The organism is Chryseobacterium sp. T20, from assembly GCF_047345655.1.
Taxonomy (GTDB): Bacteria; Bacteroidota; Bacteroidia; order Flavobacteriales; family Weeksellaceae; genus Chryseobacterium.
This window is the reverse complement of the sequence record NZ_JBLFDU010000002.1, coordinates 542,142-558,341: the sequence shown is the minus strand read 5'-3', so window position 1 is coordinate 558,341 and position 16,200 is coordinate 542,142. Positions and strand designations below refer to the sequence as shown.

The following is a 16,200-nucleotide window of genomic DNA, read 5'->3' as shown; positions in this document are numbered from 1 at the left end:
AGGGATCAAAAAATTTTCATGATGACTTTCATAAATAAAGCATTCTATTTATCCGCTTTCAGTATTTTATCTATTGCTTTTGTAAAAGGGCAGACTAAAGTTCCTTTTGGAGTTGTAAAAGCTGAAGAAGGATATGCCAATGTACGTGTACATAAAGACGATTACCGAAAAATTGTTGACAAGATCCGTATGCGTAAAGGAGATGTATTTGTTTATGTAAAACCGGCTCCCGGAGAAACAGAATGGATCTGGATCAAATATCCTGAGAAACAGGATGACGATAAGCCTTTTGTACGTTATGAAACTCTTGATAAAGAAGGAATGGTGAATAAAGGACGTATTGCTTATGTGGACCAGCTTCCTGCCTACACTCCTTCTAAATCTAAAAACGGAAGATCCCTTATTTTCACCGACAATTCCGATCCTAAGATTCCTACTGCTCAAAGAAGCAAAGTGGTGATTGATATTTATCCTTCCAATGCAGGATACCGTAAAAAGGAAAAAGATGCAGAAGGAAAAATTCTTACCATCGATAAAGTAAAACCATGGGGAATCGGAAATGATCTTCCCGAAGGAATGACTGAAATCAAATCGATCAGAGTACAGCAACCCGGAAGAGGCTCTGTCTTTGTAAGAGAAGCTATTAAAAATATGTTCCAGCCTACCATGGATTTTGAGAACATTGGAGTTACTTCCCTCGACAACGATAATATTTTCCTTTATATGATAAACGGTTCAGGAGAAAACAGATACACTACTCTTTGGACGATCAAGAAAGGAAGAGTAATCAGCCAGATTATTTATCATAATCCGGAATAAATTCATTATTTTTGCACCCGAAAAAGTTTTACACTTATTCATCACAGAAATTGGTTCTGCATCACTGCAGATTAAAAGGGAACCGTGTGAAAATCACGGACTGTCGCGCAACTGTAAGTAGCTGAAATCTTTATCAAAGATCCACTGTGCGAGGCATGGGAAGGAGATAAATGATGCTACAAGTCAGGAGACCTGCCTTTTTCTTAAACATGTAACTTTCGCGATTTGAAGTTGTATTGATCTGATGGATTGTTTCAGGAATTCTATAAGTTCCTGTCATTATTCTGTTGTTTTAATATCATTTCATATCGCTTTAATTAATAATGATATATGACTACAGAAGAAAGAATTGAAGCATCCGAAACCAGAATCTTTAAAGCGGTTTTCCCTAACACAACCAATCACTATGATACCCTTTTTGGAGGTACAGCGATGCAGCTGATGGATGAGGTAGCTTTTATCACAGCAACCCGTTTTGCCAGAAAAAGAGTGGTAACGGTAAGCAGTGACAAGATTGATTTCAAAAAACCTATTCCTGCCGGAACCATCGTTGAGCTGATCGGGAAAGTTTCATACGTGGGAAAAACCAGTATGAAAGTAAATGTTGAAATTTACACCGAGCAGATGTATTCCTATGAAAGAGAAAAAGCAATTATCGGTGATTTTACTTTTGTAGCGATTGACGAATTCAAGAAACCAATTCAGATACTATAAATAATAAAGCTTCGGGCGGCCTTTGGCCGCCCGAAGCTTTTCCATTCAACACAACATAATATATCTCAACCAAAGAATGATTGGAATTCATTTGTTTTTTTATTTACTTTTAGCATGGCAAAAAAATTATTTTTACATTGCTGTCACTAAAAACTATAGAAGAACCGATATTTCATGAAAAAGATTATTTTAATCATTACCCTTATTCTTTCCATTTCATTAAGAGCACAAAAAGACGTTAAAATTGAACTTTCAGAAAGTTACGAATTGGGAAATATTATTCTGGCTCTCACTGAATATGGCAGAACAGATCCTTATGACGTTCAGAAAATCCCACCTTATTATGATGAAATCATCACGTATTTTGAGCCCGTAAAAGATCATCCTTTACTAAAAAAAGTAAATTATTCAAGAAAAGACTGGAAAAAATTCTTAGGCTTCCGAACTGATTTCTATGCATTTTCTTTTGATGAAAAAGGTTTACTTAAAAGAGATTTTCCTTTCAATTCCTTTGGTCCTAAAGAAGTAGATGAAAATCTGGAGCTTATCAATGATTTTGTGAAGAAATCAAATTACAGAGCCTTTTATAAAAATCATCAGCAGTTTTATAATACCTTAATTGCCAATTACAAAGAGTATTATTACATCAATGATACCTACGCATTCCTGGATAAAATTGCCGGACAACCTAAAAATAAAAATACTAAATCCTATGTTATCGCCATTTCTCCTTTAGTTGGCGGACAAAATTGCCACAGAGAAATCAACAGCTCATTAACCGTTGACTTTCCTGATATCGGAAAAGATCTGATTCTTGGAAATTTAAAAAATAATATTGCCAGAAGGATTCTTGATAATCACACTGTATTTTCCGAAATCGATCATGGATATGTAAATCCTATTTCAGATCAATATTCAAAGGAAATAGCAGAAAACTTCAATCTGATAAACTGGGATAAAAAATCCGGATACCAGGGAATCAATTCATTCAATGAATATATGACATGGGCTGTTTACGATTTATTCGTCAAAGAAAAATTTCCAGAAGAAAAAACAGACAGCCTTTCAGCAATCTATCATAAAGTGAATATCCGACGTGGTTTTATTGCTCAGAATTTATTTTCCGAGAAGCTTATAGAACTTTATAAAAAAGAAAAGAACCTGGAAAAATTATATGTTCCATTATTAAAGTGGGCGAAGAAAATAGAAAACAAAATTTCCCAACCTTCCGTTGTAAACTCCAATAACAAAGACTTTGAGAAAACTGATCTCAATAATATCGTGGTACAATTCACAGAGCCTATGAAAAAAACAAAGACTCTTCAGCTCAAATTATATGAATACATTGATGGAAAAGAAACCCGCAATACAATCATTATCGTTAAAAATCCGGTTTGGTCTAAAGACGGGAAAGAAGTGAAATTCAGTCTGGATACTTCTTATAAGAATTTTGTACTGGGATTTTATATACCGAACAGTATGGCTGGGTTTTATTCTAAAAAGGGAATTTTATTAAATCCTGATAATTACTTATTACTAGCCTCTTAAAATATTTCAGATGATCTATAAAAAGACACTGCTCAATAACCGGGCAGTGTCTTTCTTTTTTAATTATTTCAGCACTTTTTCTGTTTCCAGACTTTTACTCAATAAAAGCTCAAACGCCTCTCCCATTTCATCCGATGCTCTGCTGATCGCGTTTTCAAGCATATTTCGGATTTGTCTTTCTGTCACTCCAGCTTCAGTCCAGCTCTTTCCGGAAGTATGAGAATTTAAGATAAACGGCATTATTCTGTCGATTCCACACGCAAAAATAGCATCTGGAGTTTTCTCATCTTCAAACTCCAGCCATAAATTAAAAAATTCTGAACGCAAAGGTTCATCCAGAATTCCAAAGATTTTCTGAGCAGAAGCTTTCTCTCTTTCAAACTTTCCTACCATTGCCTTTTCATCAAAAATGAAAGTATCTCCGGCTTCAATCTCCACAAGATCATGAATAGAAAGCATTCTTATCACTCTCAATAGATCAATATCCGCACGGTTTTTAGCATAAGGATAAAGGATCTGAGCCAGAATAATAATCTGCCATGAATGTTCCGCCGTATTCTCTCTTCGGGAATCATCTGCATTATAGTTTCTTCGCTGTACATTTTTAAGTGCATCTACTGCCAGAATAAAATCAATCTCTTTCTGAATTTTCATCTTACTTCTTATTTCTGTTATATTGATCTGACGGATATACCTTGGTTTTGGTAATCCATTTATTATTTATCTTTTCTTTAGTGATCACTTTTACAGAGCCTTCAACACTCATATCCTCTTCTTTTTCAAAAACTTTGTCAAGTCCTTTATTCGGAATGACGGCATATTCTGTTGTAAAAATATCACAGCAACCGGATTTACCATAGGAAATAAGACGTTTACGTTGGGCATCGACATCAAAAATATCCAGACCGTTTGAACCCAGCTCTGTAAGTTCCTCGCTTTTTACAAACCCCATTCTTGTTTTATTGAAGACATATACGTCATAAGATGCCCCGCTATAATTTCCCATATTTCCGTTCCTTATGGCAACATCTTCCGTTCCATCGAAATTAAAGTCATCTATGATCACAGCACGTTGATCCTTTGAAAGCGGAATCAATTTCCCCTGGATCGGCTTTTGACCCTGTTCTGTATATAAAACCAGATCCTCTGAGACAAAAGTCTGTACCTTGCTGTTTTTATGATCAAACAACTCCACCGTTCCCTTTCCTCCACATCTGTCGTCGTAACAATCTTCTATCTGGATGACAGCATCATAACTTTTTGATACATTTTTAACCTCAAACTGATACTGTCCGAAACATAAGGGACCCAATAAAAGAAATGCCGATAAGTGCTTGTACTTATTCAAAATATTCATGGTAATAGTAAATGATTTAGGTGTTTTTTTATTTCTAACAAAAATACGAATCATAATAGCGATCTCAAAATCCCGGTCTCATTATCTATCAGAATTCCCTTTCAATAAAAGTGTATTCATAGATATGAAGCTGTCTCCCGCTATCCGCTCATACTCCTCGCTCCTGCCCCAAAGCCATGGCTGCTGTGGGGTAACCACTGCTATCGGGGCTATGATATGAGAAATCAGTAATGGGTAATAATTAATAAAAGATCATTTTTTTTCTATCAATTCTATTTAAAAATTAAAGATTTTTGAGCCATTTTCTTCAAAAATTCATTTTACTTAAAATTCAATATAAAATTTATTTAACTGATTTTCAATATTTTAAACAATTTATTTTAAAAATTTCACTACTTTGTATTGCATAATACCATTTTATTTACATATCTTTGTAATGTAAAATTAGAATAGGCTCAACTAGCTAGGGGCATTTTTCTAAAAATATAACTAATTAACAAAACTTATCAAAGATGAATACCGAAAATACCAAAGCGCAAATGCGAAAAGGAATTCTGGAATTCTGTATTCTAAGTCTCATCAATAACCGTGAAATGTATGTTTCTGATCTTATTGACGAACTGAAAAAAGGAAAACTGGATGTAGTGGAAGGAACCCTCTACCCTCTTCTTACAAGACTTAAAAACGGAGAGTTTCTCTCTTACAGATGGGAAGAATCTACAGGAGGACCGCCCAGAAAATATTATCAGATCACAGAAAAAGGAAAACTTTTCCTGGATGAACTACTCAATACATGGAATGAACTGACAGCCTCAGTAAACCAAATCACCCAACAAAATTAAAAAACAAAGCTATGAACAAGACACTCTCAATAGGACTCGCAGGTTTTTCTTTTACCATAGAAGAACACGCATATATAAAGCTCAGCGATTACCTGAATGCACTGAGAAGCTCTCTGGATGCTTCTGAGGCTGATGAAGTAATGCATGACATAGAAATAAGAATGGTGGAGATTTTCAAAGATTCTTTAGGAAAACGTGAAGTGATCAACGATACCGATGTAGAAAAGGTAATCGCACAAATCGGAAGCCCTGAAAAAATCGAAGAACAGGAAGAAGCTTATTTTTCTGAAAAAACATCTACCAGAAAAGAATATTCAGGATCCAATTATACCGATAAAAAACAACTGTTCCGTGATCCGGAAAAACAAAAAGTAGCAGGGGTTTGCGCAGGTTTAGCTCAATATGTAGGAATGGATATTACTACCATGAGAGCAATCTGGCTGGGAATCTTTGTATTAGGGATTTTTACAGCAGCCATTTCCTCTTCATTAATAGGTCTTTTATATGTAATCCTTTGGATCGTACTTCCAAAAGCTGAAACAGCAGCAGATTTCCTGAAAATGCAGGGAAAGCCTATGAACTTCGACAATCTTAAGAATGAGTCTAATAAATTGGTACAATTTGCCAATGAATCTACTCAGAGGGTCGGAGAAATCTACAACGAAAACAAACCTTATATCAACAACGCAAGCAGCGGAGTTTGGAATGTATTCAAGTATATTGTAGGAGGTTTCTTTGTTCTAATGGCTGTAAGCAGCATTATCGGAGTATTTGTATTATTTGCCCTTTTCGCAATGGATACAGACTTCCCTGGAGCTAATGAAATCAGATTCTACATGGACGATCAGGGACTTGATAAAGTACTGGCTGCGATGATGGTGATCGGAAGTTTAATCCCGGCAATCCTTTTCAGCCTATTAAGCATCAAGATCTTCTCTCCGAAAACAAAACTGAGAAATATCGGATGGGTTGTAGGTGGTTTATTCCTTCTTTTGATCGGACTTGGAACTTACTTCGGAATCAGCATGGCTAAGAAAGATATGATCTACAGAGGAAGCAAGGAAGATGTAGAAAATGTTGCCATCAACACCACTTCAGATACAGTGTATGTAGATGTAAAACAGATCAACATTCCTCAGAATTTCAAAGGGTACAACAATGATATTTATTCTGATAAAAGAACAGTGTATGAAGAAGATTATATTTCCGTAGATGTAACCAGAAAACCAGATATTAAAACACCTTATCTGATTATTAAAAAAGAAGGAAAAGGATATAACTTCCCTATCCAGATGACGGTTCCTGTAGAAATTGTGAACAACAAAGTATTACTTCCTAACTACATCAAATATCCGTACGAGCACAGATTCAGAGATTACAGCCTTGATTATGAACTTGTGGTTCCGCAAAAAGCAGTTGTTTTATCCATGAATAAAGATCGTATCCACATGGACGGAGATTTAGACGGAGACGGCATCAATGACGAAGATCAGGATAGAGATGAAGACCATAACAATGTCCGAATTGAAAAAAATAAAATAACGGTAAACGGTTCCAGTATCGAATACAACTCTGATGACAAAGACAGCATCATTGTAAACGGTAAAAAAGTTCCGAACAACCAGGCAAAGAAAGTTATTGATTCTGCAGTGTCTACTATCAAAAAATCAAATAAAGATATGGACATCAAAATCAAAGACGGAAAAAACGAAATTTCCATACAAACTAAATAATTAACTTCAGAGAGTGGTAGAAGGTGTGGGTGGATGGCAACCGTTTGAAATTCACACCCTTCTTCTCTCAGAAAAGTGAAAATAAAACCACATTTAGTTTCTTATGTGAAAAAAAAGTTTTAATTTCGTAAAGCTAAAATTTAATAACCAACCAATCAAAAACACAGCCTTATCATGATACAATTTGCAATGGAATTCGTAATGAAAATCGTAGATTTAATTAGCGGTTTGTTTTAAGAGCAATAATATTTCAATATATTTGTAAAGTATAACCAAAGTTTGGTTATACTTTTTTGTTTTTAATTCAAGAAATCTATGAAAAAGCTGTTAGGCAAAGCAATGTTAAAAGTATTAGGTTGGAAAGTCGTCCTGCAAGGCGATGTCAACAATCTAAACAGGTGTATCCTGGTGGTAGCACCACATACCCATAATATGGAATACATTTTAGGAAATTTCGCCTACTGGTCTTTGGAAAAACCTTTAAAAATTATCATTAAAGATGCTCACACCAAAGCCTGGTATGGAAGTATCGTAAAAGGACTTGGAGGGATTGGGATTGACAGAAGTCAGAAAAACGATCTTGTAAATTTCGTAGCCAATCAGTTTTCCAAAGAAGATTTCAGTCTTGTGATTACTCCGGAAGGAACCAGAAGCTGGGTACCGAAATGGAGAAAAGGATTCTATCACATGGCTTTGGCAGCAAAAGTTCCTATCGTTCTGGCAGCAGGTGATTTTAAAAGAAATATTGTTTATCTGGGCTATACCATTCCTTATGAAAGAATAGCCTCCGTACCTTTTTCAGAAATCATGCAGGAAATCCAGGACTATTATATCAAAAATGACATTACTCCTAAAGTCCCTGAAAACTGGAATCCTAATATTATGGGAACCGGAAATGAATCGGACAGCGTAAAACAAGATTAATCAATCATCATTTATCAATTATTAAAATGAAAGGTCAGACAAAAGAAGAAATATTAGCATTCATCAATAACTGGGGAGATGTAACTCTTGCCAAAACACTTGAAATTAAATTCATTGATGTTGATCTCGAAAATGAAACCCTTACCGCAACAATGCCCGTTCTTCCAAGAACTCATCAGCCTTTTGGAATCATGCATGGAGGAGCAAGCTGTGTTCTAGCTGAAACCTTAGGGTCAAGCCTGTCTAATATTTTTATCGATGGTGAAAAATATTATGGTGTAGGAACCAATATCAATTCCAATCATTTAAGAAGCAAAAAAGATGGTATTGTAACTGCTACAGCACGTTTTATCAGAAAAGGTAAGACCATGCACGTTTCTGAAATTGAAATTCGTGATGAAAAAGGAGTTTTGATTAATCATACTACCATGACAAATAATATTATTCACAGGTAAAACTTACTGTAACATAAAAAATAAAGAGCTTAAAATAAATTTAAGCTCTTTTTATTTTGACATCTTTAAGACTAGTAATACCTTTGCAAAAAGGAAAGTTACACTGGGAATTTCCTATAGTATTTCCGGCTGTTAATTTTCAAAATTCCTTCATAGCTCATGATTTATTTCAAACTTCCTTTCGACGAAAGATTATTGTCTGCAGATGAAAAAAACACTAAACATGCAGTTAACTTTTTTTCTTATAATGGCTTAAATGAAATCAGCTTCAGCGGAGATATTTCTGAAATAAATCCCACTGAATTTGACCAAACTTTGATCACCAATGAAGCTTTGAATGATGATACCACAAATTCGTCTGCTGAAACCAAAGAAGAATACTGCCACACTTTACAGCAAGTCATTGAAGTCATCAAAGAAAACAATTTGCCTAAACTTGTTTATTCAAGAAGGAAGATTTTTACAGATTTTCATACAATCAATTATACAGAGAGTTTTAAAAACTTGTGTAAATCGTATCCCAATGCTTTCAGATATCTTTTTAATGATGGAAAAAATGCTTGGATGGGAGCTTTCTCGGAAGTATTAGGGAAGTTTAATAAAACTACTCACGAGTTTGAAACCATGGCCCTTGCCGGAACTCTTCCGGTATTTGAAGAATGGTCTGAAAAAGAAATTGAAGAACAAAAACCGGTTACCAATTATATTCAGAATATTCTGACAAATTATTCTGACAACATAGATCAGTCAGAAACCTATGACCATATTTCCGGTAATATCAAACATTTACGAACAGATTTTAAGACCAGTATAAAGCCTGAAGATCTTGATAAAATTATTCAGGATCTGCACCCTACTCCTGCAGTCTGTGGTATTCCAAAAGATTTTTGCAATGAGAATATCCGTAAATATGAAAAATTTCCCCGTGAATTTTATGCAGGTTATATCAAGGTTGAAACGGATGAGAGTATTCTGTACTTTGTCAATCTACGTTGTGCAAGACTTTATAAAGACTCAGTACATGTTTTTGTAGGAGGCGGAATAACAGCTCAAAGTGACCCGGAAAAAGAATGGAGAGAAACGGAGTTGAAATCTGAAGCGATATTGAAAAACCTGGTTATTTCCTAATATTTTTAGATTTGCCCACAGATTTGCACAGATGTTTGGTATATATTTTCTTTGCTGAGTGAAACGCCTTTGCGAACGATTTTAAAGCCATTTATCTTCCTTCTGCGAGCTTTGCGTGACAATGTGTAGGTTTTTGGCTTACATCCTTTATTCAAACGGACTAAAGCCCGCTCCTATTGAATAGGAAAAGCAGATATGGATATTTATAGCAAACCTAATCCCTAACTCATAATTCCTGAATTCCTGCTCCCTTTTATCTAAAACCTGCAACTTATTACCAAATAAAAAACCTCCTTCAAAAAGAAAGAGGCTATATCTATATTGAAATATTCAATTTATTTCTTTACTCCGATTCTGCTCCAGGTATCCATTACAAAAAGCAGGATAAGGCCTAATGCGGCAGCACCCGCTGAGAATGCAAACCTAATGTTATCTTCATCTCCAAGGATATCTGTCGCTTGCCAGTTGATAGCATAAAGATTGATGGTGATGAATACAATAAACAGTACTAAAAATACTTTATAAAACTTCTTCATGACTCTTAAAAATTAATATAATTCTGCACTAGTTGAGCAAAATTTGCGGTGAATAATTTAATTGAAATTGCCAAAAGGATAATTCCGAAAACTTTCTGAAGGATCATCAAAGTAGCATCCCCAATTTTCTTCTCCAGCCATTTCGCTGATTTCAGCACCAAATATACGAAAATTGTATTAAGAATAATTCCGAAGATAATATTAATATCATGAAATTCAGCTCTAAGAGAGAGTGCAGTGGTTAACGTTCCAGCTCCTGCAACCAGCGGAAATGCGATGGGTACAATGGATGCAGCCTTTGCCTCAGTGGTTTTATTAATTTCAATTCCTAAAATCATTTCCAGTGCTATGACAAAAATCACAAAAGCTCCGGCAATAGCAAAGGAATTTACATCAACTCCAATAAGCTTAAGAATCTTATTTCCTACGAACAGGAAAACAATCATAATAGCTCCGGCAGTAATGGCAGCCTTTCCGGCTTCAATCTGTCCAAACTTCTGCTGAAGGCTTACGATAATAGGAACTGAGCCAATGATATCGATCACGGCAAAAAGAACCATAAAGCTGGTAACAATCTCTTTAAAAGAAAAACCATCAAAAATTTCCATCTCTTTGTAATTAAAAATTTCGCAAAAATATGAAAATAAACTGATTATTTGCTAATTTGTGAATATAAATTAACAATAGTTTTCAAAAGTTCTTCCAAAGCTTCAGCAGATTTCACAGGATTGTATTTTTCCATCTGAACTTTCTGCTGTAGTTTGCTGTATTCTTCTGCAACCGAAGAACCTTTGTGCTTTTCAAGAAAAGTCTTAAACTCCGGAGTAGAGCCTTGAAAATACTGCCCTCTTACTTCTTCATCCAATTCTTCCAGAGTAACAAAGAACTTTTCATACTCTCCGTTATCTTTAAGATTTTCCAGATATCCGAAATAATCATTGATATCCGTTTTCATCAATTCTCTGATCTCTTTTTCTGTTTCGGCCACTGAACCTAAAGGTTTAGACGGTACAGTTTCCCTAACTAATGTACGTTTTTTTTGCCAATTTTTAAATAGCAGATACCCAACAAATAAGCTGATCAGAATAGCTATATTGGTCAAAAGAATATTCCAGTGGAATTTGCTTTTTTCTTTTACTTTGAATGAAGTGGTTTTTAATACGGGAGTATTTACCGTCTCCAGAAGATTATTGGTGTATTCGTTTACCTTTTCTACAGTAGAACGTGCCTCCAGAATCTGATCGTGAGAAAATGCATTCAGGTCCAGAGTTTTCTGTCCGAGATCTACATATTCTTTACTCGCAGGGTCAAAGAAAGCGAATTGTTCTGTTTTAATTGAAATGACACCCGATTTTTTAGGAATAATCACATAATTAGCCAGGATTTCTCCTTTCATTCCTGAAGTTCCCGGAGCTACTTTAGAGGTAATTTTCGGGGCAAAAACTTCATAATCCGGAGAGGCAGCAATTTTAGGAAGTTCCATATCCGGTAAGTTACCTTCACCTGAAACTTTTACTACCACATTCAGAGGTTTTTTCGCTTCCGGTTTTTCCTTGGAAGCATTATATACGTTGACATTAAAATTTCCAACAGCATTTTTAAAACATTCGGGAGCTCCTTCAGGAAGCTTTCTTACGTTGATTTTAACTTTATTGGAAACAATTTTTGTTTTATTTGAATAGGTATTTACTGAAGCTGATACGCCAGGAACTTCCACATATCCTGCTTCATTCGGAAATACCATAAACATAGCCAGAACCTGTGAAGGCATATTTCCATATCCGGAAGGATCTATCTCAGACTTATCAAAATTGATAGGATGTACGTTGATATTATCCTGTTGCGGAAGATGGATATTTTTCACCTTTCTCAGATTATCCATATTTCTTGAATACACTCTCAGAACGGCTACCGTAGGCTGATCCTGATATACATCCCGATCATCAATTTCCATATTCAGATAAACATCATTGGAAGTATTCGCAGCCAAAGCTCTTCTGTCTACAATATCACGGATATTGACATCAAAAGGTTCTGTTTTGTAGATTCTGTTGTTTACGGTAACGAGAACGGAACCGATTTTTATTTTCCCTTTTTTCTTAGGCTCAAGGGCAATTCTGGAAACTTTCTGGGTAATTAAAGTATTGGTAGCCGGATCAATCACGGTATTGGTAACAGATCCGCTTCCTATGATATTAAATTTTGAAAGATCCGGAAGCTGGAAACCTGTCTGCTGTACAAGGTCGCTTCCGTTAAGTTCAAGAACAATGGTCAGATTGATGATATCCTTACCTGCATACTCTGTTTTATCTGCATCCATGGATAGATTTACCTGTCCGTAAGTAATTACGGATGCAAGAGTAAGCAATATGTAAATCAATTTGTGCTGCATCACCAATCTTTCTCGTTGCTTTCAGGCATCGAATAAGAATTTTTGTTTAAAATTCTTCTGGCGGTTTCTTTTTCTTTTTCGTTTATTTTATCTAAGATCGCATTTTCAAGATTCTTGGGCATTCTGCCTTCATTATTTTGATCCTGCTTAGGATTGTCGCCCTGGTCACCTTTACCTTGGTTTTGAGGACCGCTACCCTGATCCTGTTTTTTATCTTTGTCGCCTTTCTGATCATCCCCTTTGTTCTGATCATTTCCGCCGCCACCTTTTCCTGAGTTATTCTGTTCGTTTTTTTGCTGTTGCTTTTCTTTTTCTTTCAGTTTGGCAATCTCATAATTTTTTCTGGTTACCTCACTGTGGGGATCCTGCTTCAAAGCTTTCTTATAATAATCAGCGGCTTTTTCCGGCTGATTCATCTGCATATAAGCATTCCCTAAATTATGAAGAGCCGCCGTTTTATCGGGAAGTGTCTGTGAAAGTTTTTCTGCTTTCTCAAACTCTGCTTTTGCCTCTTCGTATTTTTTACTTTTATACAACGCATTCCCCATATTGTAGTGAGCGGTAAAATCTTTATCATTGGATTTTATCGCTTCCATGTATTTTGAGGAGGCTCCGTCATAATCTTTACCGTCAAATTTCTGATTGCCTTCATACACTAAATTCCTATAGCTTTCCTGCCCAAACATGAAGCCTGAGAACGAAATGGCAACAATAAACGATAAAAATATGATTTTAGTATTCATCACTTGCAAAATTATTCCTTTATATGTTAAGAAACAGAGTTTTATTTGTTAAAATTCGGTTAAAGTACTTGTAGAATTTCTTCTATAAATAAAGGAATTCTACACATTAAAGTCTTTTTTGGGATTAAAAATATAAATTAAAAAGAAAAACAGAAGAGATACTGCAAGAAAATATTGATAATAATGATTGGCATTCTGCGATTTCACCATCGTTTCTGCACCTGCCGATTTTTTATTAACTGCATCTACAATTCTGTCCGGAGCTTCATTGATATTATTTCCGTCAATATAAGTTCCGTCTGTAGATTCCGCCATTTTCTTTAATGCTTCTGTCTGTCTTTTTGAAATCACTGTGCCTCCGTTAGCATCGGTTTTATATCCCATCAACTGTCCGAACACATATTCCGGAACCGGAGCACCTTCATCTGTACCTACTCCTACAGAAGTAATGCTTATTCCTTCTTTATTAGCTAATCTGATAGCAGCGTTATCATTTCCTTCATTATCCTCACCGTCACTCAGTAGAATCACTTTTCTGGATCCTTTGCTTACATTTTTAAATTTTTCAGCAGCAGCCTGCATTCCTTTCAGAAAATCTGTTCCCTGAATCTGCATAGAACTGGTTTCAATACCGCTGATGTAAGTTTCTGCAGAATTATAATCTGTTGTCAGAGGCATAATAGACATTGCATTCCCTGCAAAAATCACAATACCTACCTTATCATTATTCATTTTCTTCATGGTAGCCAGCATCAGATTTTTGGCTTCCGTCAAACGGCTTGGTTCTATATCCTCAGCATTCATAGAATTGGATACATCCAGCATAAAGATTACATTGTTCAGTTTCTGGGTACTTTTCACTTCTTCTGAACCGTTCAGAAGGTCAATGATAGAGAATATCAGAAACAATGTTCCCAATAAATATAATGCAGGAAAAAACTTTGTAAATCCTGATCTTTTTTCAAATAAATTCTCATGAAACTGACTGGCAGCAAAAATTTCTCTTTTTTTGTTTCTCCATTGTAAAAAACGGATCAAAAAGGTAGCTAACAGCGGCAGAAGCAACAGTAAAAATAAATACCAATAATTTCCTAAAGACCAACTCATCAGCTTAAAATTTTATAAAACACCCATCTCAACAATGCATCCAACACCAACATAGCAAGCGCAATCCAAAGGAATATTTTGAAATACTCTTCATAATTGTACAGCTTGGAAACCTTCACATCAGATTTTTCCAGTTGGTTGATCTCATTGTACACTTCTTCCAGACTACTGTTTGAGGTAGCTCTGAAATATTTACCTCCCGTAGTCTGTGCTATTTCTCTCAAGGTATTTTCATCAATGGTAACCTCTGTTTCGGTAAAGATAAGCTCTCCAAAAATGTCCTGCGATGTGGGCATCAGCGCATAACCATTGGTTCCGATTCCGATTGAATATACCTTTATATTATTATTTTTTGCCAGTTCAGCGGCAAGCTGTGGAGGAATAGCGTTCTGAATATTGCTTACTCCATCTGTCATCAAAATGACCACTTTACTTTTGGCTTTGCTTTTAATCAAATGATTCACAGCTACAGAAAGGCCTTCCCCGATAGCTGTTCCAGGTTCAAGACCTGCAGAATTCAGATTTTTAATTTCATCAATAACAACCTGATGATCTGAGGTTACCGGAACTTTAGTAAAAGCTTCTGCAGCATATGCTACCACTCCTATCCTGTCATTAGGGCGCTTCTGAACAAATTTTACAGCAATATCTTTCAGGGCAGTAATTCGATCAGGGCTCAAATCCTTCGCCAACATACTTAAAGAAACATCAATAGATAGCATAATATCCACTCCCTTTGTATCGTCTCTGTCCTGAGAAATGGTAAACGTTCTCGGCCTTGCCATGGCAATAATCAACGCAGAAAGAATGATATATTTTGATATTTTCAGCAAAAAAAGCACACCCTGGATACTCCCGCTGTGATCCATATTTTTGATGGTAGGAACTTTTATACCTTTTCTTTTACTTCTTCCAATATCTTTAATTAAAAGTGGAATAAACAGCAGAAAAAGCAGCAAAAACCATGGGCTGTAAAACTCAAAATTAAACATCCTTTCTTAAGTTTTCGAATTCTAAATCTTTGGATGATCTTTTCACAAAATCCCTGATATTGGCAAAATCTCTTTCCATTGTTTCCTGATCCGGGAATGTTTTGGCAAATTTCACCAGGTCTCCCCTAAGGAAAACATCTTCTATTATTTTTTCGTTGTCCTGCGAGATTGTATTATTTTTTTTCATGACATCGATAAGATCATCAGTAAGAAGTACATCTGCCGGAAGACGATATTGTTTTGTAATGAAGGTTCTGGAAATATCAATCAGTTCCACATAAAACGAACGGAAGTTTCCTCCTTCAATATATTTTTTCTTTTTAAGAGAATCAAGTTCTTTTAATGTCTGATTGGTAGCCACTACTGGAGAACTCTTCGATTTTCTTCCCCATTTTACAAACATAATAATAGCAATGACCAGCGCAATACCTGCTAATGCTGCAAGAATATAAAACTTGTAAAGCTCCCAGTAATCTTTGGGTTCAAGTTTCACCTGCTTATTATTCATGATGTCATTGATCTGATCTGCTTTTTGAGCTGTATTAATGACATCTATTTCGTAAGGAATGGTTTTAAGTATTCTATCTCCTACTTTGAATTCCAGTTCAGGAATGGTAAATTTCCCTTCTTCAAAAACAGCAAATTCTATCTTTCTTTCATAGGTGTTAGCCGTTTGTCCGATACTGTCTTTGGTTTCTTCAAAATGAAAAGGTAACAGCTCATTCTTAGCTGCTGAAGTAACCTGTTGCTCATTAAGATTATCAATCTTTATGGTAAGATGATTGATTTCTCCCAGAGCTAGGGTTTTCTTTTCTACGTTAGAGGATAATATCTGTGAAAAAGCATTTGCACAGATCAGAAAAGATAATATTAAAAGTATTTTTCTCAATGTTAAAATAATAAAGGCAAA

17 protein-coding genes and 1 riboswitch are annotated in these 16,200 nt (G+C 35.5%); of the genes, 8 read left to right on the top strand and 9 right to left on the bottom strand.

Features of this window, described 5'->3' with window-relative positions:
• The first annotated feature begins 18 nt into the window (after positions 1 to 18).
• The 3 genes from ACMA47_RS07830 (at position 19) to ACMA47_RS07820 (ending at position 3,081) form a co-directional block, all read left to right on the top strand.
• Entirely contained in the window at positions 19 to 819 is an 801-nt protein-coding gene (locus ACMA47_RS07830) for a hypothetical protein (protein ID WP_413929349.1), read from the top strand.
• A 34-nt stretch (positions 820 to 853) separates the two neighbouring features.
• A riboswitch (cobalamin riboswitch) is annotated at positions 854 to 1,034 on the top strand.
• Positions 1,035 to 1,149: 115 nt separating this feature from the next.
• Positions 1,150 to 1,533 (top strand): acyl-CoA thioesterase, encoded by a 384-nt coding sequence (locus ACMA47_RS07825; RefSeq protein ID WP_034699813.1) that lies wholly within the window; start codon positions 1,150 to 1,152, stop codon positions 1,531 to 1,533.
• A 174-nt stretch (positions 1,534 to 1,707) separates the two neighbouring features.
• On the top strand, positions 1,708 to 3,081 hold the full coding sequence (locus ACMA47_RS07820) for a DUF4932 domain-containing protein (protein ID WP_413929348.1): 1,374 nt from the start codon (positions 1,708 to 1,710) through the stop codon (positions 3,079 to 3,081).
• A 63-nt stretch (positions 3,082 to 3,144) separates the two neighbouring features.
• Here the strand turns inward: ACMA47_RS07820 and ACMA47_RS07815 are convergent, their stop codons facing one another.
• A complete protein-coding gene (locus ACMA47_RS07815) occupies positions 3,145 to 3,735 on the bottom strand; it encodes an HD domain-containing protein (protein WP_413929347.1) in 591 nt (196 codons plus the stop codon).
• Position 3,736: 1 nt separating this feature from the next.
• Entirely contained in the window at positions 3,737 to 4,438 is a 702-nt protein-coding gene (locus ACMA47_RS07810; protein WP_413929346.1) for an XAC2610-related protein, read from the bottom strand.
• A 512-nt stretch (positions 4,439 to 4,950) separates the two neighbouring features.
• On the opposite strand from ACMA47_RS07810, the gene ACMA47_RS07805 reads away from it, so the two are divergent.
• The 5 genes from ACMA47_RS07805 to ACMA47_RS07785 all read left to right on the top strand — a co-directional run bounded on the left by ACMA47_RS07805 (position 4,951) and on the right by ACMA47_RS07785 (position 9,520).
• Positions 4,951 to 5,280: a PadR family transcriptional regulator gene (locus ACMA47_RS07805; RefSeq protein WP_002977573.1), complete on the top strand. Its 330-nt coding sequence runs from the start codon at positions 4,951 to 4,953 to the stop codon at positions 5,278 to 5,280.
• An 11-nt stretch (positions 5,281 to 5,291) separates the two neighbouring features.
• Positions 5,292 to 7,013, top strand: coding sequence for a PspC domain-containing protein (locus ACMA47_RS07800; protein ID WP_413929345.1), 1,722 nt, complete (start codon positions 5,292 to 5,294; stop codon positions 7,011 to 7,013).
• Between the two features lie 315 nt (positions 7,014 to 7,328).
• Complete coding sequence (locus ACMA47_RS07795) at positions 7,329 to 7,937, top strand: 1-acyl-sn-glycerol-3-phosphate acyltransferase (protein WP_413929344.1); 609 nt, start codon at positions 7,329 to 7,331, stop codon at positions 7,935 to 7,937.
• Between the two features lie 26 nt (positions 7,938 to 7,963).
• Positions 7,964 to 8,392: a PaaI family thioesterase gene (locus tag ACMA47_RS07790; protein WP_413929343.1), complete on the top strand. Its 429-nt coding sequence runs from the start codon at positions 7,964 to 7,966 to the stop codon at positions 8,390 to 8,392.
• 159 nt (positions 8,393 to 8,551) lie between these two features.
• On the top strand, positions 8,552 to 9,520 hold the full coding sequence (locus ACMA47_RS07785; RefSeq protein ID WP_413929342.1) for a chorismate-binding protein: 969 nt from the start codon (positions 8,552 to 8,554) through the stop codon (positions 9,518 to 9,520).
• Positions 9,521 to 9,855: 335 nt separating this feature from the next.
• Here the strand turns inward: ACMA47_RS07785 and ACMA47_RS07780 are convergent, their stop codons facing one another.
• From ACMA47_RS07780 to ACMA47_RS07750, 7 genes are all read right to left on the bottom strand, one after another.
• Positions 9,856 to 10,056 carry a hypothetical protein gene (locus ACMA47_RS07780; RefSeq protein ID WP_413929341.1) on the bottom strand — a complete coding sequence of 67 codons (201 nt, stop codon included), beginning with the start codon at positions 10,054 to 10,056 and terminating at the stop codon, positions 9,856 to 9,858.
• A gap of 5 nt (positions 10,057 to 10,061) precedes the next feature.
• Positions 10,062 to 10,664: a MarC family protein gene (locus ACMA47_RS07775; RefSeq protein WP_034695216.1), complete on the bottom strand. Its 603-nt coding sequence runs from the start codon at positions 10,662 to 10,664 to the stop codon at positions 10,062 to 10,064.
• Positions 10,665 to 10,708: 44 nt separating this feature from the next.
• Positions 10,709 to 12,448 carry a BatD family protein gene (locus ACMA47_RS07770; protein ID WP_413929340.1) on the bottom strand — a complete coding sequence of 580 codons (1,740 nt, stop codon included), beginning with the start codon at positions 12,446 to 12,448 and terminating at the stop codon, positions 10,709 to 10,711.
• Positions 12,448 to 13,191, bottom strand: coding sequence for a tetratricopeptide repeat protein (locus ACMA47_RS07765; protein WP_079242713.1), 744 nt, complete (start codon positions 13,189 to 13,191; stop codon positions 12,448 to 12,450). Before ACMA47_RS07765 ends, ACMA47_RS07770 begins: the two co-directional genes overlap by 1 nt.
• A gap of 99 nt (positions 13,192 to 13,290) precedes the next feature.
• A complete protein-coding gene (locus ACMA47_RS07760) occupies positions 13,291 to 14,298 on the bottom strand; it encodes a vWA domain-containing protein (RefSeq protein ID WP_413929339.1) in 1,008 nt (335 codons plus the stop codon).
• Positions 14,298 to 15,290: a VWA domain-containing protein gene (locus tag ACMA47_RS07755; protein WP_413929338.1), complete on the bottom strand. Its 993-nt coding sequence runs from the start codon at positions 15,288 to 15,290 to the stop codon at positions 14,298 to 14,300. Before ACMA47_RS07755 ends, ACMA47_RS07760 begins: the two co-directional genes overlap by 1 nt.
• Positions 15,283 to 16,179, bottom strand: coding sequence for a BatD family protein (locus tag ACMA47_RS07750; protein ID WP_051934306.1), 897 nt, complete (start codon positions 16,177 to 16,179; stop codon positions 15,283 to 15,285). The genes ACMA47_RS07755 and ACMA47_RS07750 overlap by 8 nt, the downstream gene beginning before the upstream one ends.
• Positions 16,180 to 16,200 lie beyond the last annotated feature (21 nt).

Excerpts from the sequence above, each read along its gene's own strand:
- ACMA47_RS07770 (WP_413929340.1), bottom strand. The coding sequence starts at position 12,448 with ATGCAGCACAAATTGATTTACATATTGCTTACTCTTGCATCCGTAATT.
- ACMA47_RS07755 (WP_413929338.1), bottom strand. The coding sequence starts at position 15,290 with ATGTTTAATTTTGAGTTTTACAGCCCATGGTTTTTGCTGCTTTTTCTG.
- ACMA47_RS07825 (WP_034699813.1), top strand. The coding sequence starts at position 1,150 with ATGACTACAGAAGAAAGAATTGAAGCATCCGAAACCAGAATCTTTAAA.
- ACMA47_RS07810 (WP_413929346.1), bottom strand. The coding sequence starts at position 4,438 with ATGAATATTTTGAATAAGTACAAGCACTTATCGGCATTTCTTTTATTG.
- ACMA47_RS07790 (WP_413929343.1), top strand. The coding sequence starts at position 7,964 with ATGAAAGGTCAGACAAAAGAAGAAATATTAGCATTCATCAATAACTGG.
- ACMA47_RS07805 (WP_002977573.1), top strand. The coding sequence starts at position 4,951 with ATGAATACCGAAAATACCAAAGCGCAAATGCGAAAAGGAATTCTGGAA.
- ACMA47_RS07800 (WP_413929345.1), top strand. The coding sequence starts at position 5,292 with ATGAACAAGACACTCTCAATAGGACTCGCAGGTTTTTCTTTTACCATA.
- ACMA47_RS07760 (WP_413929339.1), bottom strand. The coding sequence starts at position 14,298 with ATGAGTTGGTCTTTAGGAAATTATTGGTATTTATTTTTACTGTTGCTT.
- ACMA47_RS07815 (WP_413929347.1), bottom strand. The coding sequence starts at position 3,735 with ATGAAAATTCAGAAAGAGATTGATTTTATTCTGGCAGTAGATGCACTT.
- ACMA47_RS07820 (WP_413929348.1), top strand. The coding sequence starts at position 1,708 with ATGAAAAAGATTATTTTAATCATTACCCTTATTCTTTCCATTTCATTA.
- ACMA47_RS07785 (WP_413929342.1), top strand. The coding sequence starts at position 8,552 with ATGATTTATTTCAAACTTCCTTTCGACGAAAGATTATTGTCTGCAGAT.
- ACMA47_RS07765 (WP_079242713.1), bottom strand. The coding sequence starts at position 13,191 with ATGAATACTAAAATCATATTTTTATCGTTTATTGTTGCCATTTCGTTC.
- ACMA47_RS07775 (WP_034695216.1), bottom strand. The coding sequence starts at position 10,664 with ATGGAAATTTTTGATGGTTTTTCTTTTAAAGAGATTGTTACCAGCTTT.
- ACMA47_RS07795 (WP_413929344.1), top strand. The coding sequence starts at position 7,329 with ATGAAAAAGCTGTTAGGCAAAGCAATGTTAAAAGTATTAGGTTGGAAA.
- ACMA47_RS07780 (WP_413929341.1), bottom strand. The coding sequence starts at position 10,056 with ATGAAGAAGTTTTATAAAGTATTTTTAGTACTGTTTATTGTATTCATC.
- ACMA47_RS07830 (WP_413929349.1), top strand. The coding sequence starts at position 19 with ATGATGACTTTCATAAATAAAGCATTCTATTTATCCGCTTTCAGTATT.